Annotated in this window: 13 protein-coding genes and 1 tRNA gene; 6 read left to right on the forward strand and 8 right to left on the reverse strand. The window is 57.6% G+C overall.

Annotation, left to right across the window (positions count from 1 at the left end; all coding sequences use genetic code 11):
• Positions 1-8 precede the first annotated feature (8 nt).
• The 6 genes from DW195_RS01980 to glgB form a co-directional block, all read right to left on the reverse strand.
• Complete coding sequence (locus DW195_RS01980) at positions 9-3,305, reverse strand: 4-alpha-glucanotransferase (RefSeq protein WP_118205659.1); 3,297 nt, start codon at positions 3,303-3,305, stop codon at positions 9-11.
• 218 nt (positions 3,306-3,523) lie between these two features.
• Positions 3,524-5,842 (reverse strand): glycogen synthase GlgA, encoded by a 2,319-nt coding sequence (gene glgA, locus DW195_RS01985; protein ID WP_199576286.1) that lies wholly within the window; start codon positions 5,840-5,842, stop codon positions 3,524-3,526.
• Positions 5,843-5,932: 90 nt separating this feature from the next.
• Entirely contained in the window at positions 5,933-7,060 is a 1,128-nt protein-coding gene (gene glgD, locus DW195_RS01990) for a glucose-1-phosphate adenylyltransferase subunit GlgD (RefSeq protein WP_118205660.1), read from the reverse strand.
• A 4-nt stretch (positions 7,061-7,064) separates the two neighbouring features.
• A complete protein-coding gene (locus DW195_RS01995) occupies positions 7,065-8,213 on the reverse strand; it encodes a glucose-1-phosphate adenylyltransferase (RefSeq protein WP_118205661.1) in 1,149 nt (382 codons plus the stop codon).
• Positions 8,214-8,321: 108 nt separating this feature from the next.
• Positions 8,322-10,748, reverse strand: a complete 2,427-nt coding sequence (locus tag DW195_RS02000) for a glycogen/starch/alpha-glucan phosphorylase (RefSeq protein ID WP_118205662.1) — start codon at positions 10,746-10,748, stop codon at positions 8,322-8,324.
• Positions 10,749-10,842: 94 nt separating this feature from the next.
• On the reverse strand, positions 10,843-13,110 hold the full coding sequence (gene glgB, locus DW195_RS02005; protein ID WP_118205663.1) for a 1,4-alpha-glucan branching protein GlgB: 2,268 nt from the start codon (positions 13,108-13,110) through the stop codon (positions 10,843-10,845).
• Positions 13,111-13,441: 331 nt separating this feature from the next.
• Here glgB and DW195_RS02010 point away from each other — a divergent pair, with 331 nt between their 5' ends.
• From DW195_RS02010 to DW195_RS02020, 3 genes are all read left to right on the forward strand, one after another.
• Positions 13,442-14,131, forward strand: a complete 690-nt coding sequence (locus DW195_RS02010; protein WP_118205664.1) for an HAD family phosphatase — start codon at positions 13,442-13,444, stop codon at positions 14,129-14,131.
• A gap of 9 nt (positions 14,132-14,140) precedes the next feature.
• Positions 14,141-14,782 carry a thiamine diphosphokinase gene (locus tag DW195_RS02015; protein ID WP_118205665.1) on the forward strand — a complete coding sequence of 214 codons (642 nt, stop codon included), beginning with the start codon at positions 14,141-14,143 and terminating at the stop codon, positions 14,780-14,782.
• 122 nt (positions 14,783-14,904) lie between these two features.
• A tRNA-Ala gene (locus DW195_RS02020) sits at positions 14,905-14,980 on the forward strand.
• Between the two features lie 53 nt (positions 14,981-15,033).
• On the opposite strand, the gene DW195_RS10725 is transcribed toward DW195_RS02020, so the two are convergent.
• Complete coding sequence (locus tag DW195_RS10725) at positions 15,034-15,180, reverse strand: ADP-ribosylglycohydrolase family protein (protein ID WP_271758371.1); 147 nt, start codon at positions 15,178-15,180, stop codon at positions 15,034-15,036.
• Between the two features lie 9 nt (positions 15,181-15,189).
• A complete protein-coding gene (locus tag DW195_RS02030) occupies positions 15,190-16,113 on the reverse strand; it encodes a GIY-YIG nuclease family protein (RefSeq protein WP_199576290.1) in 924 nt (307 codons plus the stop codon).
• Positions 16,114-16,310: 197 nt separating this feature from the next.
• On the opposite strand from DW195_RS02030, the gene DW195_RS02035 reads away from it, so the two are divergent.
• The 3 genes from DW195_RS02035 to DW195_RS02045 all read left to right on the forward strand — a co-directional run bounded on the left by DW195_RS02035 (position 16,311) and on the right by DW195_RS02045 (position 20,352).
• The gene (locus DW195_RS02035) at positions 16,311-16,982 is read left to right on the forward strand and encodes a UDP binding domain-containing protein (protein ID WP_233540787.1); all 672 of its coding nucleotides are present in this window, start codon (positions 16,311-16,313) and stop codon (positions 16,980-16,982) included.
• 331 nt (positions 16,983-17,313) lie between these two features.
• Positions 17,314-19,218 (forward strand): hypothetical protein, encoded by a 1,905-nt coding sequence (locus DW195_RS02040; RefSeq protein ID WP_118205668.1) that lies wholly within the window; start codon positions 17,314-17,316, stop codon positions 19,216-19,218.
• 45 nt (positions 19,219-19,263) lie between these two features.
• Positions 19,264-20,352: a DUF4238 domain-containing protein gene (locus DW195_RS02045; RefSeq protein ID WP_118205669.1), complete on the forward strand. Its 1,089-nt coding sequence runs from the start codon at positions 19,264-19,266 to the stop codon at positions 20,350-20,352.
• Positions 20,353-20,435: the final 83 nt, after the last annotated feature.

Below are 20,435 nucleotides of genomic sequence, written 5' to 3' on the forward strand. Positions count from 1 at the left end.
GGGTTTTATCACGCTTCGCCCCAGAATCTATGGGTGTTGCGCAGGAGCTGTGCAGTTTTGCCCTCGGCGGCCGCAACGGCGGCCTCATCGGCCTGCCAGGTCCAGTTACCCGTGGCCACGCCCGGTACGTTCATGCGCGCGTCGTCGCCAAGCCGCAGGACATCCTGCAGCGGCATCATCACCAGGGGAGCGTCGCTTGCGAGCGCGTCGCCCATCAGCTTGGCCGCCACCTCAACACCGCTCGGCTCGTCGCCGCCCGCAAAGGAGCGCGTGCACCAACCGGCGAGCGTCGACGTGTCGTGCGTCGAGGTGTATAGAATCTTACCCGGCGTGGGATGCACGCCGTTACGGACGTCGTAATCGCTAAACTCCAGCACGTCCATGCCGGGGAAACCGCAGGTCGAAGCCATGGCGCGAACACCGGGCGTCAGGTAGCCCAGGTCCTCGGCGATAAAGTTGAGCGGCCCCAGTTCGTCATAGGCAGTCTGGAACAGATCCTTGCCCGGACCCGCCAGCCAGCGGCCGTCGGCGCAGGCCTTGCCGGCGGGAATGCTAAAGTAGCTGTGGAATCCTAGGAAGTGGTCCAGGCGCACGCGGTCGTAGAGCGAGAACGCGCGACGCAGACGGTCCATCCACCAGCGGTAGCCGTTCTTCTTCATATGATCCCAGCGGAACGTCGGGTTGCCCCACACCTGGCCCTCGGGCGCAAAGTTGTCGGGCGGTGCACCGGAGATCTCGATTGCCTTACCGGTATCGGACAACCAGAAGTTCTCGGGCTCGCTCCACGCGTCGGCCGAATCGTCCGAAACGTACATGGGAATGTCGCCGATGACCTCGATGCCCTTCTTGTGCGCATAGTTCATGAGCTCGCACCAGGCCAGGTCAAAGCGGTACTGCATGTACGCCTGCAGCTCGGCCTCGTCGTGGAAACGCTTGTCGTCAATCAGATGCTCGTTGTAGCGCGCGACATCGGCCGGCCAATCGTGGCGCGACTCGCCCTCAAAGTACTTCTTAACGGCCATGTAGACGCAGTACTTCTCGAGCCAATCGGCGTTGCGATGTTTAAACGCCGTGTAGAGCGGGTCTGCATCCTCGCCGCCACGGGCCTTCCAAGTCTCAAAGTCGGCCGCCAGTTCCACTTGGCTCTCGGGCAGCAGGTCAACATTGCCCGCAAAAGCCGAAGGCCCAGCGTATGGGGAGCGGAAGAAGTCCGTCGGGTTGACAGGCAGGACCTGCCAGTAGCGCATGCCCATAGCGGACAGATGGTCGATAAAGCGACGCGTGGGTGCGCCGATCGTGCCGGGCTTGCCGTCATCGGTCGGCACCGAGGTGATGTGGCACACGACGCCCGCGCCGTGATCGAGCGGCTCCTGCAGGCGCTGCTCGGCATGGTGATAGATGATCGACGAGCCCAGCGGATACAGATCGAGCGTGACCGTACCGTTGTGGATCTCGCACTCGTGACCGCTGATGACGTCACTCGCGCATTCGCCGAGCGCCGGAATCGTCACGCGGTGCGAATTGCGCAGGCTGCGGTTGATGATAACCGTCGCGGACTCGCCATCCTTGCCCGTGCGGTTGTAGGCCAGCACCTCATCGTTGAGCGCGAAGGCCTTGATCTCGCCGTCGATCATAAACGGCAGTGCGCGGCGTACGGCAGAGGCGTTCTTGACAATAGCCAGCGTGTCGAAGTCGTGCAGTTGGTCCTTGGTCGGCAGGGTGCGGCGGTTGCCCGGATCGGTAAGGCCCTCCAGGCCGTATTCGTCGCCGTAGTAGATCGAAGGCACGCCGGGGAAGGTCATCTGCATGAGCGTTGCAAGCCAAAAACGGCTCTTGGCCAGGCCCATCGAGTTCTCGTCCAGACGCCACTTGCTGCGCTCGCACTCGGGTAGCTGCGACTCGTCGGGGCCGCCGCCGAGCACCGAGATGATGCGCGGGCGGTCGTGGCTCGAAAGCAAATTGAGCGCGCAGGACAATGCCTCGCTCGGGTAGTTCTCGCGCAGGGTTTCGATATCCTCAGCTGCCTGGTAGGCGTTCTTATATCCCATCAAAAAGCCGATGACCATGTCGCGGAAGGGGTAATCCATAGCAGAGTCCAGCTCGGATCCCTGCAGATAGCGGCGCAGATGGCCGTAGCTAATTTTGTTTGAGGCGTCTTCCCAGACTTCGCCGAGCAACAGCGCATCAGGCTTTTCGGCAAGTACGGCCTTCTTGATCTCGGCTAGGAAATCGTCCGAAAGCTCGTCGGCGACGTCCAGGCGCCAGCCATGAGCGCCGGCACGTAGCCATTTACGGATCACGCCGTCCTTGCCCAGGAGCCGCTCGCGTACCAGCTCGGAGCTCTCATTGATGGCGGGCATGTTGCCCACGCCCCACCAGCAGTCGTACGAGCCGTCCTCGTGGAAATAAAACGCATCGCGCCACGGCGAGTCCTCACTCTGCCACGCGCCCACGCCGGGGTAGTTGCCGTAGCGGTTGAAATAGATCGAGTCATCGCCCGTATGGTTAAAGACGCCGTCCAGGATGATGGAGATGCCCAGCTTCTCGGCTGCCTGGCACAGCTCGGTAAAGTCCTGCTCGGTGCCCAGGATCGGGTCGATCTTGGTGTAGTCGGCCGTGTCGTAGCGGTGGTTGCTCGCGGCCTCAAAGATGGGGTTGAGGTAGATGGCCGTGAAGCCCAGCTCCGCGATGCGGGGCAGGTCATTTTGGATACCCTTGAGCGAGCCGCCATAGAAGTCCCAGGTCTTGATGGAGCCGTCCTCGGCGCGCTCGTATACGGGCGGCTCGTTCCAGTCCTCGATCATGCGGCGCTGGATTCCGTTGCGCGGTTTTTCAACCTCGGCCAGCGTGCGCTCGTGCCAGTTTTCGTCGCGGGCATAGCGGTCGGGGAAGATCTGGTACACCATGCCGCGCTCGTACCAGACGGGGCGGTTCTCGCGGTGCTTATAGACGGTAATCTGGAAGGACGGCACCTCGGCGTAGTCGTAGGTTACGCCCTCGCCGCCGGTGCGGCCTTGCGGCGCGCCCAGGCGAACCTCGGGCTGGCCCTCGATATTGCAGATAAAGCTGTACCAGATAAGACAGGGCTCGGTGCACACAAGCTCTACGGTAAATATTCCGTCGCCCTCGTGCGTCATGGGATACAGAGACTCACCGATCTCATCGACCCAAGTGCGCAGCGTAAGCGTTGCCTGATTGGGATCGGCATCCTCCAGAATCACGGAGAGCGAAAGGGTAGTTCCAGTGGTCACAGCGCCAAACGGAGTGCGAAACTGCGACAGGCGGCTGTTGTGAATCAATCTCATAATACGGTCCAGTTCAATAGAATCATGGCCTGCTGGCCATGGGCTTTACGCACAGGTTATAAGTATATCTGTTGTACACAGGGTGTATAAACAACATCCGTTTACCATCGGCGAACGGTTGTCCTAGAAAAACGTTTTACCAACTATCTACAGAGAAGGGGCGCCCGGTTGGAGCGCCCCTTGCTTAGGGTTTGATGAGGTTTTAGATCGTCTGTGGGCTAGCGGCGCTTGCGGGTGGCCGTTGCCTTGCGGACGGAGGTCTTCTTGGTCGGAGCCTTTTCCTCAGTGGGAGCGGCGGGGGAGACCGGGGCCTCCTTGGTGGGCTCGGTCTTTGTCGTAGCCTTCGGAGCGGTCTTGACCTCGGCGGCCTTCGGTGCCGGCTTGGCCTTTACTGCGGGCTTTTCCTCGACCTTAGCCTCTGCCTTTGGAGCAGCGGTCTTGGCCGTGGCCTTTTTGACCGTCGTCGTAGCGCGCTTGCGCGTGGTGGTCTTGGCGGCCGGCTTAGCTTCGACAGCTTCCTCAGCCTTAGGCGCAGCGGGCGTCTCCTCGACTTTGGCGGCCGGCTTTGCGGCTGCCTTGGTCGTGGCGGCCTTCTTGGTCGTCGACTTCGTAGCCGTGGTCTTCTTGGCGATCGTGGTCTTGGACGCGGTCGTCTTCTTGGCAGCGGTCTTGGCCGGAGCCTTTGCCGCAGGCTTTGCCTCGGCGGCAGCCTCAGCCTTTACCTCGGGAGCAGCCTCGGCCTCGGCGGCCTTCTTGGCAGCGGCGGTCGTACGCTTGCGCGTGGTCGTTGACTTGGCAGCGGTGGCCTTGCTCGCAGTCGCAGCCTTGCTCGCAGCGGCCTTCGTGGTCGTGGCCTTTTTAGCCATCGTCTTACGAGTCGTGGTCTTCTTTGCCACAGGCTTTGCAGCGGGCTTCGCCTCAGGCTCGGGCTCGGGAGTAGCCTCGACCTTCACCTCAGGATCGGCCTTAACGGTCTCAGCTTTAACCGGCTTCTCTTCGGCCTTGGGCTCCTCAGCGGCAACCGGCTCAGCCACAGCCTCAGGCTCGTCGACAACAGCCGCAGGCCTCTCAATCTCCGGATGCATAAAGAAGTACAGGTCCAGGTACTTGTCGGCCGAGCGCGTCCAGCTAAAGTCCTGGCTCATGGCCTGCGTGACCAGCTGGTTCCAGGCATCGCGGTTGTCCCAGAACAGGCGCGCCGCGCGGAATACGGCGTCGCCCATCTCATCGCCGTTAAAGTTACTAAACGAGAAACCCGTGCCCTCGCCGGTAAACTCGTTATACGGGATCACCGTGTCCTTCAGGCCGCCGGTCTCGCGAACAATTGGCAGGGTGCCGTAGCGCATGGCGATGATCTGCGACAGGCCGCAGGGCTCAAACTTCGAAGGCATCAGGAACATGTCGGCGGCGGCATACATACGCTGCGACAGCGCGGGATCGAACTCGATGCGTGCGGCCATGGTGCCGGGGTACTTGTCCTGGAAGTAGCGCAGGCCGTCCTCGTAATCGCGGTCGCCGGTGCCCAGCACCGCCACCTGCACGCCGCCGGCCAAAATGCGGTCGAGCGCATACATGACCAGGTCCATGCCCTTTTGGCGCGTCAGGCGCGTGACCATCACCATGAGCGGACGGTCGTCGCGAACCTCGAGCCCCAGCTCTTCCTGCAGCTTGGCCTTGCACACGGCCTTGCCAGAACGGTCCTCGACGGTGTAGTTTGCCGCGATGCGCTTGTCGGTTGCCGGGTCAAAGCCCGCCACGTCAATGCCATTCAAAATGCCCTGCAGCGCATAGGAGCGCTCGCGCAGCACGCCGTCCAGGCCCTCGCCAAACTCGGGCGTCTGGATCTCGTTGGCATAGGTGGGGCTCACCGTGGTGATGGCGTCGGCATAGCGCAGCGCGCCCAGCATGTAGTTGATGCTGCAAGCGTCGCAACGCAGCTGCGAGGCGGCAGCGGGAATATGCGCCACACCCAGGATGTCCTCCATTACGGTGTCGCTAAACTGGCCCTGGAACGCCACGTTGTGGATCGAGAACACGGTCTTGACGCGGTCGTACAGCGGCAGGCCCTGGTAGAACTCGCGCAAAAACACGGGCGCCAGTGCCGTCTGCCAGTCGTTGCAGTGCAGGATGTCACACTCAAAGCCCTCGGGCAGGTGCTGCAGGCTCTCGGTGATGGCCTTGGAGAAGAATGCAAAGCGCTCGCCGTCATCAAAGAAGCCGTACGGATAGTCGCGCGCAAAGTAGCGCTCGTTGTCGATAAACATATAGGTGACGCCGTCGTGCTCGAGCTTCTCGAGCCCGCAGTACTCATTGCGCCAGCCCAGGCTCACGTAAAAGTCGGAGAAGTGCTCCATCTGGGCCTTGTACTCGTCCTTGATGGTGGCGTACTTGGGCACCATCACGATGACTTCGGCGCCGGCGCGCACAAGCGCCGCAGGCAGCGAGCCCGCCACGTCGCCCAGGCCACCGGTCTTTACAAACGGTGCGCACTCGGCCGAGGCAAACACGATCTGCATCTTTTTGCTGGAATCTGCCATATTGTCTCCCATGTTGCAATTCGAGAATAGCCGCCTGGCGCTAACCGGGCGGCTATTCTACATGTTACGAGCGATGTTGCGGTGCCAACGTTAACGTACGATGGTGGTGTCGGAAGTTAACGGAGCCTTGCCCAGCACCAGGATGTTCTCGGGCGTGCCGCGAAGCTCGGTGTTGGTGGGAACCACGTTGTTCTTGTCCAGAATGGCGTTCTCGACGCGTGCGCCGCTCTTGATGATGCAGCTCTGGTTGAGGATCGAATTGGTCACCGAAGCGCCTTCCTCGACCACGACGCCGCGCGACAGGATCGAGTTGCGTACGGTGCCCTTGATGATGCAGCCGGCCGAGATGATCGAGTTGCACGCGTGGCTGCCGGTCGCATAGCGCGAAGGCGGCACGTCGTGAGCCTTGGTCAGGATCGGGCGCTCGGGATCAAAGAGCTGGTCGGCCACGGTCTGGTCGAGCAGGTCCATGCTACGGCGATACAGCGACTTTTCGCTAAACACGCCCACGACCTCGCCCTTGTACTCGTAGCTGCACACGTCGATGTTGCCAAAGTCGCCCTGGAGTGCCTCGAGCAGGTCCAGATAGTCGGCGGCCTGGTAGTGGTCGATGATCTCGAGGAGCGTCTCGCGGTTGACGATGCAGCAGTCCATGGAGGCGTTGTCGCCGTACGCGACGCCGGCGCTCACGCCCGTCAGGCGGCCGTTCTCGTTAATCTCGAGTTTGGTCTCGTCTTCGACATTGCGCGTGGCCTTGCAGTACACCACGGTCATCTGGGCACCGGAGTTCTCGTGCGCCTCGATGATGGTGTTGAGGTCCATGTTAAAGATGATGTTGGTGCCCATCATCACGACATAGGGATTCTCCGAGCGCTGGAACAGCGTCTTGTTGGAGATGATGTCGCGCAGCAGGAAGCGCATGCCGCCCTTGGTGGTGCCATACGCGTTGCCGGGCACCATGAACAGGCCGCCCTTCTTGCGGTCCAGGCCCCAGTCCTTGCCCGAGCCCACGTGGTCGATCAGCGAGCGGTAGTTACCCGGCATGACGACACCGACGGTCTTGATACCGGCATTCATCATGTTGGACAGCGGAAAGTCGATCAGGCGGTAGCGGCCCAAAAACGGAACGGACGCGATGGGGCGATCCTTGAGCAGGACGCTGCCGTAGGTCGAAGAGTAGTTAGCGGTGATATAACCGATGGCCTTGCGATTGATCATCGGATCATTCCCCCTTCCCGATAACGACGTCATTTCCAACGACGGCCGTATCCTTGGTGGTATCGACAGAGCCGAGCTTCACGCCCTCTTCGACCGTGGAGTTCTCGCCCAAAATAGCGCGGCAGATGTGCGCGCCGCTCTTAACGTGCGCACCCGGCAGCAGCACGGAGTCCTCGACCACGGCGCGCTCTTCGATGATGACATCGGTCGAAAGGATCGAGTGGCGAGCGGTGCCGTAGATCTTGCACCCGTTGGAGACCAGGCAGTCGTCCAGGCGGCCGTCCGGTCCAATGTAGTGCGGCGGACGCGTGGTGATGTTGGACATGATGGGGAAGTTCTTGTCAAACAGGTCGAACTCGGGGTTGTTGCCCAGCAGGTCCATCGAGGTCTCGTGGAAGCTGGCGATGGTGCCGACGTCCTTCCAAAAGCCGTGGAACTCGTAGCTGTACAGGCGCTTGCCCTCGCCGAGCAGCTTGGGGATGATGTCCTTGCCAAAGTCGTGGCTCGAGCGCTGGTCCAGAGCGTCCTCCTCGAGCGCCTCGATCAGCACGTCGGCCGAGAAGATGTAGATGCCCATGGACGCGAGGTTCGAATCGGGCTTATCGGGCTTCTCGGTGAACTTGGTGATGCGGCCGTCCTCGGGGTCGGTGGTCAGGATGCCAAAGCGGCTGGCCTCCTCCCAAGGCACGGGCATAACGCTCACCGTGAGGTCGGCGTTGTTCTCAATGTGCGTCTTGAGCATCTTACGGTAGTCCATGCGATACAGGTGATCGCCAGACAGAATCAGGACGTACTTGGGGTCGTTGGCCTTGATGTAATCCAGGTTCTGCGTAATGGCGTCGGCCGTGCCCGCATACCAGGCACCGCCGGTCTGCGTCTCGTACGGCGGCAGGATCGACACGCCGCCGTCGCGGCTGTCCAGATCCCACGCCTCGCCAGAGCCCACGTAGGCATGCAGCAGGTAGGGGCGATACTGCGTCAGAACGCCCACCGTGTCGATGCCCGAGTTGGAGCAGTTGGAGAGCGAGAAGTCGATAATGCGGAACTTACCACCAAAGCTAACCGCTGGCTTAGCGATCTTTTGGGTGAGTGCCCCCAATCGGCTGCCCTGTCCTCCTGCGAGGAGCATCGCGATGCATTCTTTCTTACTCATCGATTTCTCCTTCTGTCATCGATGTTCCTAAACCCATTAGCGACGGGCGCGGCGCAACGTCACGCCCGTCGAGTAATGCCGTGCTGGCATAGGGGAGCTCGCGCGCCTTTACGCGTGCCAGATCTCGTCGCGGTACTCGCGAATGGTGCGGTCGCTCGAGAACCAGCCGCTCGAAGCGGTGTTGAGCAGGGCCTTGCGGTTCCAGGTCTCCTGGTCGCCGTAGCTGTTCGTGAGCTTCTCCCAGGCGTCGACGTAGCTGCGGAAGTCGGCCATAACCAGGTCGGGGTCGTTGTTGTTCATGAGCTCGTTGTAGATGCTCTCGAAGTTGCCCGAAAGACCCGCAAAGGTGTTGTCCTTGAGCTCGTCCATCACGCGGCCAAGACGCTCGCGGTCGCCGTTGAGGGTATCCCACGCAAAGTAGCTGTTCGATGCCCAGAGCTGCTCGACCTCGGGAGCGGTCAGGCCAAAGATGGCCTCGTTCTCGCGACCGGCCAGGTCGGCGATCTCGATGTTGGCGCCGTCGAGGGTGCCCAGCGTAATGGCGCCGTTCATCATGAGCTTCATGTTGGACGTGCCCGAGGCCTCCTTGCCGGCGGTGGAGATCTGCTCCGAGATCTCGGCGGCAGGGTAGATGAGCTGGGCGTTGCTCACGCGGAAGTTGGGGATAAAGCAGACCTTCATGACCTCGTTGACACGCGGGTCGTTATTGATGACGTCGGCCACGGAGTTAATCAGGCGGATGGTCTCCTTGGCAAAGGTGTAGCTCGAGGCAGCCTTGCCGCTAAAGATGAAGGTCGTCGGCGTCACGTGGAAGTTGGGATCCGCGATGCGACGGTTGTAGATGTCCATCACCTTCATGATGTTCATGAGCTGGCGCTTATAGGCATGGAAGCGCTTCACCTGGACATCGAAGACGGTGTTGGGGTCAATAACCAAGCCGGTCTCGGCCTTAACGTAGGCGGCCAGACGCTCCTTGTTGGCGCGCTTGGAGGCACCCACGGCCTTCAGGAACTCGGTGTCGTCCTTAAACTCCTTGAGCTTCTCCAGCTCAAAGGCGTCCTTAAGCCAGCCATCGCCAATGGCCTCGGTCACGAGCTTGGCATAGGTGGGGTTGGCCTCGGCAAAGAAGCGACGGTGCGAGATGCCGTTGGTCTTGTTGTTGAATTTCTCGGGCGTCAGGGCATAGAAGTCCTTGAGCACGATGTTCTTGATGATGTCGGAGTGGATCTTGGCCACGCCGTTGACGCTGTGGCTGCAGATCACGGACAGGTTGGCCATGCGAATCTCGCCGTCCCACAGAATGGCGGTCTGGCGCAGACGCTCCTGCCAGCCCTCCTGCGTGGTGTCGAACGACTCGTGCCAACGACGGCTGATCTCGTCGATGATCTGGTACACGCGGGGGAGGAGCTTGGAGAACGTGCCGATGGGCCACTTCTCCAGAGCCTCGGGCAGGATGGTGTGGTTGGTGTAGCTCACGACCTGCGTCACGATGTTCCAGGCGTCATCCCACTCGAGCTTCTTCTCGTCGATGAGGATGCGCATGAGCTCGGGGCCGCACATGGCGGGGTGCGTGTCGTTGGTATGGATGGCCACAAACTGCGGCAGCAGCTCCCAGTTCTCGCCGTGCTCCTTCTCAAAGGTGTCGAGCAGGCTGTAGATGCCGGCCGAAACAAACAGGTACTCCTGCTTCAGGCGCAGCAGACGACCGTGCTCGCCGGCGTCGTTGGGGTAGAGGATGGCGCTGATGGCCTCGGCCTCGGCGCGCTCGGCATCGGCCAGGGCGTAGTCACCGCGGTTGAAGGCCTCCAGATCGAAGTGCTCCTCGACCGGCTCAGCGGCCCAGACGCGCAGCTTGTTGACGGTCTCGCCGGCATAGCCCACCACGGGGATGTCATAAGGGACGGCCAGGATGTCCTGCGTGTCCACCGTGCGGTAGAACGTGCGGCCGTTCTCCTCAAAGCCCTCAACACGGCCACCAAACTTGATGGTCACGGCCTTGTCCTGACGGCGGACCTCCCAGGGATAGCCGTGGGTGAGCCACTCGTCGGTGGCCTCGACCTGGCTGCCGTTAACGATTTCCTGTTTAAACAGGCCGTAGCGGTAGCGCATGCCGTTGCCGTAGCCGGCAATGCCCTCGGCTGCCATGGAATCCAGGAAGCACGCGGCCAGACGGCCCAGGCCACCGTTGCCCAGCGCCGGATCGGGCTCCTGGTTCTCGATGACGGACAGGTCAAAGCCCATGTCGTCGAGCGCCTCGGCGACCATGTCGCGCACGCCAAAGTTGAGCAGATAGTTGTCGAGCAGGCGACCGATCAAAAACTCGATCGAGAAGTAGTACACGCGCTTCTTGCCCTCGGCGGTGGCACGGGCGTCGCTCTTGGTGGCAACGGTGCGGGCCTTCTCGGCTACGAGCTTGGCCAGGGCGTTAAAGCGGTCGAGGTCGCTGGCGGCCTCGATGCTCTTGCCGCTGATGCTCATGACGGCATCACGATAGAGCTCGGTAAACTCTTGCTTGTTGTCGAAGATCTTATTCATACGTTCCTTTCCCCCGGGGATGTTTCTCCCGGAACGGTTATGACATGTATCCTACGCCCCTGCGGGACGGGTAATTACAGTGGTAACGCCTTTGTTACGCTTTCTTGGCAGGAGCCTTAACAGCAGCTGCCTTGGCCTTGGGAGCAGCCTTTTTGGCGGTTACCTTCTTGGTCGTGGCGGGCTTGGCAGCCTTGCCAGCCTTAGCGGCGGTCTTGGTTGCCTTGGCCTTAACCGGAGCCTTCTTCGCAGCCGCGGGCTTGGGCTTCACCGAGGACGTGCGCTTGCGCGTCGCCTTCTTGGGCTCCTCGACCACGGGTGGTTTGTAGCTGCTGGGACCGCGGCGCTTAAGCACCACGCCTGCCAGGCCGGGTACCTTAATCTCAATGGAGTCCATCTGCCCGTTCCAGGGATAGGGCTCACTCGAGCAGGTGTAGGGTTCCTCGCCGGCGTATCCGCTGCCGCCAAACTCGGGACGGTCGGAATCAAAGATGACCTCCCAGTCACCCTCGCGCGGCACGCCCACACGGAAGCTCTCGTAGCTCGCCGGGTCAAAGTTGATCAGGATCACCAGGTCGTCGTTGACGTCCTCGCCCTGACGCACAAAGCTCACGATGGACTGCTTGGAGTTATCCGCGTCGATCCAGGTAAAGCCGTCGTCGGTGTAGCCGCGCTCATACAGGGCGGGCTCGGCGGTGTACAGGTGGTTGAGCGCCTTGATGAACGCCTGATGATGACGGTGGGTCTCGTACTCCTCGGTCAGGAACCACTGGATGGACTCGTAGTATCGCCACTCAATAAACTGGCCGATCTCGTTGCCCATAAAGTTGAGCTTGGCACCGGGGTGCGTCATCTGGTAGAAGGCCAGCGTGCGCAGACCGGCAAACTGGCGCCACCAGTCGCCCGGCATGCGGCCGATGAGCGAGCACTTGCCGTGAACGACCTCGTCATGGCTCAGCGGGCAGATAAAGTTCTCGGTAAAGGCATACATAATGGAGAACGTGAGCAGCCCGTGGTTGCCGGGGCGCCACGGAAAATCGGTCTGCATGTAGTGCAGGGTGTCGTTCATCCAGCCCATGTCCCACTTGTAGTGGAATCCCAGGCCGCCGTCCTGCGGCGGGTAGGTCACGAGCGGCCACGCGGTGGACTCCTCGGCCATCATCATCACGTCAGGGAAGTGGGCCTCAACAGCGCAGTTGACCTGGCGGATAAACGCGCTGGCGTCCAGGTCCTCCTCGGTACCGTACTTGTTGAACTTCTTTTGGCCCGGATCGTCGATGCCAAAGTTGAGGTACAGCATGCTGGACACGCCGTCCATGCGAATGCCGTCAACATGGAAGTTCTCGAGCCAATACAGCACGTTGGAGACCAGGAAGGAGCGGACCTCGCCACGGGCGAAGTCGAACTTGTGCGTGCCCCAGTTAGGGTGAATCTCGTGCTCAAACAGCATGTGGCCGTTAAAGGTGGCAAGGCCGTGGGAGTCTGCGCAAAAACCGCCGGGCACCCAGTCCATGATCACGCCGATGCCAGACTCGTGGCACGCATCGATAAAGTGCATGAGCTGCTGTGGGTTGCCGTAGCGCGACGTGGCGGCATAGTAGCCGGTCGTCTGGTAGCCCCAGGAGCCATCGAAGGGATGCTCCATGAGCGGCATGACCTCGATATGCGTATAGCCCATGTCGCGCACGTAGTCCACGAGCTCCACCGACAGTTCGTCGTAGGTGTAAAACTCGCCGCGCTGCGCGGGGAAGGGGTCCATGGGACCGGGGTAGTTGCCGTACTCGTCCGGCTCGCCCTGCGGCGCATCGCCGTGGCGCTTCCACGAGCCAATATGCACCTCGTAGATGTTAAGGGGCTGTGACATGTGGTTGTGGCCGGCACGGCGCTTGAGCCATGCGGCGTCGTTCCACTTGTAGCCATCGAGGGTCCACAGCACGCTGGCGGTACCCGGAGGGCACTCGGCCTTAAAGGCATACGGATCGGCCTTATAGAGCTTTTCGCCCTCGTTGGTCTCGATGAGATACTTATAGAGCTGACCTTGTTCTGCGCCAGGAATAAAGCCTTCCCAAATAGCGCTCGTATGCACGGGCACCAGCGGGTTGGCTTGCTCATCCCAGTCGTTAAATTCGCCAATGACATGCACGCTCTTTACATCGGGCGCCCAAACGCAAAAGCGCCAGCCGCGCGTACGGTTCTGCGTGTCGGGGTGCGCGCCCATCTTTTCCCAGCTGCGCTCCCACGTGCCGATGCCAAATAGATAGACATCGTCCTTGGTGAGCTCCGGTGCGTGCGGGGCGGCTTTACGGGTTGCGGGCTTTTTAGCCGTTGGCTTTAGCTTTGTATCGCTCACGTTTGATCCCATCATGACGCGGCAGCGTGTTGCCTTGGTGACTAGATGCGAAAGGTCCAAGGCTGCACGAATCGAAGGGACGGCGATAGTTCTATGATTCGTTCCACCTCGCGTGCTCGGTGGAACTTTCGGCAGAAACTACGATAACACCTGTACGTTACTTTTATGAAGGAAAGTGGTTTTTGGGCGGCGTTTAATCGGTAAGCGCCATGTTTAGACCACTGGCAGAATTGCGATGGTAAAACTCTTGACAGTTTTACCAATAAGGGTTTTTTGATTGTTGGTTTGACGTTTGGTAAAACGTTTTTAGCAGGTTGTTTACCATTTGACATCGAAAGGTTCGTTTATGTCCCAGACCGCCGCTCCCAATGTCGCTTTTATTTTCGATTGCGACGGCTCGCTGGTTAATAGCACCCCCGTTTGGGCCTATGCCCAGCCCGAGTTATTGCACCGCCACGGAGTTGACGTGACGGTCGACGATTTTGCCCAGTTTGAGCATTTGTCGCTCGAGGATGAGTGCCAGGCCTACCACGACACGTGGGGCATTGGCGAGAATGGCGAGGAGCTGTATCGCGAGCTGAGCGACATTCTGATTGATGGCTACTCCAAGGTGCCGCCGCGCGAGGGGCTCCTGGCATTTTTGGAGCAGGCGAAGGCGGCGGGCATTTCCATGTGCGTTGCCACGTCTACGCCGGCCGAGCTGGTGCAGCCCGCGCTCGCTGATGCCGGACTCGACGCTTACATGGAGTTTGTTACCACGACAGGCGAGGCAGGACGCTCCAAACAGTTCCCCGATGTGTACGAGCTGGCGCTGCGCCGCCTGGAGGAGCATCATGGGCATAAGTTTGAGCGCGCTTGGGTGTTTGAGGACGCGGTTTTTGGCCTTAAGAGCTCTGGGGCCGCCGGCTTTAAGCGTGTGGGTATTTATGACCCGCACGGCCGCATGAAGCGCGACAACGTGCGCGCCAACTGCGATATCTTTATCGACAGCTACGAGGAGCTGGATTTGGCTCGCGTGCTTTCGTTTGAAGGATAGGCGAGGTTTGTGGCTTGCAAAGTACTAGTAGTCTGTGGCTCGCCCGTGTTGGCGAGCGCGGATCTGTTGCGTAGGTTAGCAGGGGAGTGCGATCACGTTGTCGCCGTGGACCGCGGACTCGACGCGCTGCTGGGCGCGGGACTGAGCTGCGACGTATATGTGGGGGATGCCGATACGGTGAGCGATGCCGGTCGCGCACTGATCGATGCTGCCACCGACTTTGAAGTTGAGCGCCACGACCCCTACAAGGACTATACCGATCTGGCGCTGGCGCTCGATTCCGTCCGCCGTCGTTGGCCGGGTGCCGAAGTGGTTGCGACCTGCGCCACCGGCGGCCGCCCGGATATGGCCCTGTCCGTACTGGGCTTGCTCGCAGACTACGAGGATGCTCCTGTCTGGATTGCCGAGGACGAGACCACGACCCGCATCCTTCACGCAGGCGAATCGTGGACCATTGAAGGCGCCGAAGGCAAGACGTTTTCCATCATCGCCATTGCCCCTGGGACGGTTGTAAGCGAGCATGGCCTAGAGTGGGAACTCGATCACAGCCCTCTGAGCCTGTTAGCCGACACCGGCATCAGCAACGTCGTCAGGTCAACAGCCACGATCCAAGTCCACAGCGGAACCGCCATCGCTTACCTCTACAAGTAAGGGTTATCGCATCAGGGCTTTATCGGGACGGCAGGCGAGTAGGAAAACCCGTAAGTGATGGATACAACCAAAATTCCCTCTTGCATCAAGTAAAACATTCCCCTATAGTATCTCCTCGTCACGGGGGCGTAGCTCAGCTGGGAGAGCGCTTGACTGGCAGTCAAGAGGTCAGGGGTTCGATCCCCCTCGTCTCCACCATCGTGAATGCAAGGTCACTCTATTGGGTGGCCTTTTTTATTTACATACGATATTTAGTGGCCTGAACTGCATTTTTGCAAATGGCCCGTCATGTCATTGCGGGTGAAGCTACCGCGCGGCATAAACTCGTAGGGCACGCCAAGCGCGTCGCCCACGGCCATGCCGTAAACGCAATCCCTCACCGTCCGCGGTAAACCCATGGCACACACCTAATTCCAGTTCATGCCGAACTTGCGCGATCCCAATACGTCCTTCCAATGGCTCTCGCGCTCGCACACTTCGGCAGCGGTCATCTTTGTGTCGCATACCTCAAGGATGGAGTAGGTAAAGTTCTCGATGATGTACCCAGCCCCGTGCTCAGCCATGATGGCCTTGAATGCCTTGTTGCCGCCCGTAGGGTCCTCGGGGTTGGCATAGGCGCTCCAACGCTGCCAGATACCCAGGTCCGCGCCTGCGTCCTTCTTGCTGTCGCCCGATGCCGAGCCCACGTAGAGCTTTCCCGTCGCGGTGTCGGTGATGCAGTTGACGCCCTTCACGTTGTCCAACGCCCAGTACCAGTCGGAGCCCACGCTAGCGATGATGGCCTGCAGTGTCTTGTGGTCGATGCGAACGTACTTGTAGCCGGGGAAGGGGCTCACGTTGCCCAGGCTCATCGAGTACTCGTATACAACGGGTTCAAAGTCTCGCATCGTGTTCTCGTAGAACTTGTTGTAGATATCGCGTCCGATCGGCTTCTTCAGCTTGATGATAAGACGCTTGATGTAGGCCTCGTAGTCAGGAAGAAGCGTCAGCTTGTAGCCCACGCCGCCCAGCACCTCGGGCACCACCTTCTCCACTTTGTGCATGCCGCCGAAGATGAAGTACTCTGGCCCGTAGGTGTAGTACTGGGCGAACGAGAGCAGGTACTCTGCATGGTTGAGGTTGTTGTTCGCCTGCTCCGTCGCGCTCCTCCACGCGTTCATTTCGTACCATCGCGAGCCGCTATCGGTCCTCTCGGTGGTCGAGGTATCTTTTAGCAGCAGGTCGTACGCGCGTAGGCTCACGTCGCCAGCGTTCATGTTGAACTTAACCTTGGTCTTCTCGGGGTGTACCACCGGCATCAAGTCCCTGAGTGTTATCACGGGATTTCCCATGCTTATTCCGCCTTTTCGATTCGAAAGCTTGTAGATCGAATCATATCACTCGCTTTCCAGGCGAATATTAGCGCTCAGCTAACCATCCTGTTCCTGATGCTTTCCTCTCGATCGGGGATGCCCATTGGTGGGCGCACCGAAGGAGGACGCCTACGCCGTCGCGGCCGCAGAGCGCCGACCCCGCTGAGCTCGAGCGCGTGAACGCCGACGGCTCCAAGGGCATCCCCGAGCTCGCGCTGGGCACCACCGAGGCCGAGGCCGTCAAGCTCTTCGCCAACACCTACCTGGCGCTGCGCGTGGCCTACTTCAACGAGCTCGACACCTACTGCGAGGTTCGAGGCCTCAACACGCGCGACGTCATCGACGGCGTGTGCCTGGAGCCGCGCATCGGCAGTCGCTACAACAACCCCAGCTTCGGCTACGGCGGCTACTGCCTGCCCAAGGACACCAAGCAGCTGCTGGCCAACTACAGGGACGTGCCGTATAACCTGATCGAGGCCATCGTGGAGGCCAACCGCACCCGCAAGGACTTCGTCGCCGACGAGGTGCTGCAGATGGTGTGGGACCGCGTGTACGAGGGCAAGCCGAAGCCGGTCGTGGGCGTCTACCGCCTGACGATGAAGTCCAACTCTGATAACTTCCGCGCGAGCTCCATCCAGGGCGTCATGAAGCGCGTGAAGGCCAAGGGCGTGCCCGTGGTGGTCTACGAGCCCACGCTGGACGCGCCGGAGTTCTTCGGGTCCGAGGTGACCCACGAGCTGGAGGCCTTCAAGGCCGACTGCGACGTGATCGTCGCCAACCGCTGGAGCGACGAGCTCGCGGACGTGGCGGACAAGGTGTACACAAGGGATCTGTTTAAGCGGGATTAGGGGAGAGCGGTTGCCTGCCTGTAGCCGGGAAATCATTGAGCGCTGGGGTGGTATCGACGCTTGTCGATACCACCCCCTATTTCGAATTACATATGCCAAGGGAGAAGCGGTAGACAGAATTTGAACAACTAGCAACGGGCTATATAGCAGCACTGTTCATCGCATTTTTACTTCGATCATTATGTCCGCGTGAATGGATAGACTAGAGAGCGGATTCTACTAAAGCAAGGTGGGGATCATTTTGGAAGAAATTAATCACTCTCGAGTCTCCTGTTATGGACCCAATGACTATGGAACGTATCGCTCAATCGAAAGATGCAAAGAGATATTAATGGATGGCGAAAGCCATCCAATTGAAACAATTAACGATGCCATTGAGATCGGTGAAATTAAGGAGGTAATTGGATGCGTACCCGAGGCCTTCGATGATATGAGTCTCGAAATTAACCATATTCTAAAAAGGCTATATGGCAAAGCTTCTTCCTTTGCACATTCAGCATTAACAAATAATGCACTTTTAGATGTTTATGAAAGTGTCGAATGGCAATATATCGACAGGTTTTGGAATCTGGCCTCCTCAACTAAAGCATATGAAAAAATAAATTCCGATGAACTTGAAGAATTACTGAGTCGGCACTCGCTCTGCATCTCAAATGTAATGTCCCACTATGGATTAGTACAGAAGTTTGACCAACATATCAGAGCTGTCCTATCAAAAAATATTGACGCTGCAGTGAGCATAATTGTCGGGAACTTTGGCGCAGAGGTACGCTCTAAAGAGATGATATATCTACCGCCGTCATTGACCGGAAGTGATATCGATGAAATTGTTCTAAGATATCTTTCAGAGACTAATCCAAATCTTAATTATGTCCAGGTTCTCATGAACTGGCCCAGTGCAGCAGCAAAAGACTATAGTCCGTCAATCGAAGTTCGCATAAAGGCCAAAAGGCGCTATGAGGAATTAAGTAAACAGCTATTTGATGAGACTGGGAGTATTGAATACGGTATTGAAGCTTCGATTAGCGGTAACCAAATTGCATGCAAAGATTCCTATGTGGATGGAAATACTCTAAAGACTTTCTTCGGTGAAGAATGGCTAAGTCGCTACCTTGATCATCCAACCATAATGAACAACTGCGCGTACGTCTTTGATTATTTAGACGAGCGGGGGCTTCTGACTTGCCCCGCCCACGAACACGATGAATCTACCCTGATGAAAACCTTTGGTATGCGTGCCAAGGACGAATACGACAACAACATATTCTTTAAAATGCGTCAGGATCTTCTACTAGAAGAAACGGCCCTATATGCAAAGCTTCTTGAAAGAAATGGTAGACGCTTGGAAGATGCAATTGAATGGACATATAACGTCTATTTTGCTAAAGAACTCGGGATTGGGGGTTTCTCGATCTCTTTACCAGCAACCGGATGCTCGTGGCTTGATAAATGCAAGGCCATGGGCCCGGAGCTTGAACGTGCACTAAAGGCGTACTCGCTATATTCAAAAATGCATGTAATCGATCCTGATTATTTTCGATTTGAAAACTTCAAGCTCTTCTCTGAATTTAAATCATTCTATGCAAATAAATACGTAATTAGGGGTGATCGCTATGACGAAGCAGCGAAACCCTTGTTTTGGGATCAATCATTGCTTGCCTTCGCATCCCGCATCAAAAGCCCAGAAGACAACCTTTGGGACCTGCTGCATAAGCATGTGGTCCATGTCGACGATTACGACGGAGATTACCGATCGGCAATAGAATCGCTAATCAACAAGGGCTTTTTAGCTGAATCTGATAAAGACGGGCGTTTATTGCCTTCCAAAAAAGCCCATTATTTAAAGAAGATTTGGGATTCGAGCGCATACCCACTTTGGCGTTGTTCGAAAGCAACTATTGATGGAGCTCACGAGCTGGTAAAGCAAGGATATCTGAAATATAGCGACGCCTTATTTTCACCAGACGAAGCATCTTACTTGAACTATATGTTCAATAATGCGATCCATTCAAATGCTTTAGCCCTTCGAAACTCTTACGACCATGGCAACTCACCTGTTGACGACCCCAATTCCAGCCAGTTCGCAAGAGACTACTATTTGTTTCTCACGCTGCTTATCGAAATCACTTTAAAGATCAGCGAAGAGCTTATCCGTTACACCGGGAATGGAGGAGACTTAGAGTTAATTGATTGGCCGATGTATGGGAAGCACCTTGCTGGTTGCCGCAAACGGTAACGCTGCCCCTCAAAAGATTCTCTGTGAAGCTTAAAGGAGGTTTTAATGAGCCCGAATACCAATAATAAGCAAGTTACGCATCATAACCATTTTGTACCACAGTTTTACTTACGTAATTGGTCTTCTAACGGCAATTCGCTATGGGATTATAAGTTGGTTGTAGAAGATGATAGGGAGAAGACTTGGCGTACGACATCATTAAAGACGGCGTGCACTTGGAATGACCTATACACACAACGAACCGCAGGGTCCGATGTCGACGATATCGAAAATTATTTTTGCGATGAATACGAGGCACCGGCATCCGCGATCCTAAGAAAGATCAGCTCTGGGGCGGCGCTCTCAAAGAATGACATTAATTGTCTGGTTGACTTCTGGCTGATTCAGCATTTTCGAACGCCTGCTTATTTGATAAAGAACGCCAAACTGACCGAAGAGGTATTTGAGGAAATCACTAATCAAATACCAGATATCGTGTCGAAATATTTTTATGAAAAAGAGCTGGGGATTGCACACCCGGTTGCTCATAAGCCCGAGCAATTTTATCCATTTCCCGTTCAACCAATTGAAGCCGATATCGATTTTGAGACGGGCACCATTACGTCTTCGATTGTATTGGGGCGAGCTAGTTTCCTTTCCTCGATTGCTTCTTTTGTTAACGGGAGCGTCGGCAACAGAGTTAGAAACTTTAATTGGACAATAGTTAGGCCGCCAAGGGAGCATTTCTTTCTCACATCTGACAATCCCGCCATCGCTTTTGGGGCATATAAAGACAACAAAATAGAAGTAGATGGAATTGGGCTTGGTCGAAGGAATGTAACGTTGGTTCTCCCTCTAACCCCTGATGCTGCTCTATTTACTGAAGTTGGAGCTCTTCCGTTTGATATTCCGGAGCAGCTCAGCGTCAGGCAATGCGAACTAATTAACCAAGCAATATATAGGGGCGCTTATAGACATATCTTTTCTAAAAAGAAGATACCTAATATCAAGAGCAATTATCCACGGGTCATTAGCAGAGCCATTGTAGAGGAAGATCGAAAACTGAGAGAAAACTGGGCATCGTCTCAAGCCGCCGCAGAGGAACAACACGAAGCATGGCTTGCTGCTAGAAATGGGACGCAAGGATCTGAATAGCAACAGTCAATCAAGCGTGTGCTTCATTCCATTGCGTCAAGCACACGGGAAAAGAGCGAGTTTCATCAAATGGTCTACGAATC

Source organism: Collinsella sp. AM17-1, assembly GCF_003470665.1.
Taxonomy (GTDB): Bacteria; Actinomycetota; Coriobacteriia; order Coriobacteriales; family Coriobacteriaceae; genus Collinsella.

What these genes read in the sequence shown, in the direction of transcription:
- DW195_RS01980 (WP_118205659.1), bottom strand. Translation starts at nt 3,305, where the DNA reads ATGAGATTGATTCACAACAGCCGCCTGTCGCAGTTTCGCACTCCGTTT.
- glgA (WP_199576286.1), bottom strand. Translation starts at nt 5,842, where the DNA reads ATGGCAGATTCCAGCAAAAAGATGCAGATCGTGTTTGCCTCGGCCGAG.
- glgD (WP_118205660.1), bottom strand. Translation starts at nt 7,060, where the DNA reads ATGATCAATCGCAAGGCCATCGGTTATATCACCGCTAACTACTCTTCG.
- DW195_RS01995 (WP_118205661.1), bottom strand. Translation starts at nt 8,213, where the DNA reads ATGAGTAAGAAAGAATGCATCGCGATGCTCCTCGCAGGAGGACAGGGC.
- DW195_RS02000 (WP_118205662.1), bottom strand. Translation starts at nt 10,748, where the DNA reads ATGAATAAGATCTTCGACAACAAGCAAGAGTTTACCGAGCTCTATCGT.
- glgB (WP_118205663.1), bottom strand. Translation starts at nt 13,110, where the DNA reads ATGATGGGATCAAACGTGAGCGATACAAAGCTAAAGCCAACGGCTAAA.
- DW195_RS02010 (WP_118205664.1), top strand. Translation starts at nt 13,442, where the DNA reads ATGTCCCAGACCGCCGCTCCCAATGTCGCTTTTATTTTCGATTGCGAC.
- DW195_RS10725 (WP_271758371.1), bottom strand. Translation starts at nt 15,180, where the DNA reads ATGGGTTTACCGCGGACGGTGAGGGATTGCGTTTACGGCATGGCCGTG.
- DW195_RS02030 (WP_199576290.1), bottom strand. Translation starts at nt 16,113, where the DNA reads ATGGGAAATCCCGTGATAACACTCAGGGACTTGATGCCGGTGGTACAC.
- DW195_RS02040 (WP_118205668.1), top strand. Translation starts at nt 17,314, where the DNA reads ATGGATGGCGAAAGCCATCCAATTGAAACAATTAACGATGCCATTGAG.
- DW195_RS02045 (WP_118205669.1), top strand. Translation starts at nt 19,264, where the DNA reads ATGAGCCCGAATACCAATAATAAGCAAGTTACGCATCATAACCATTTT.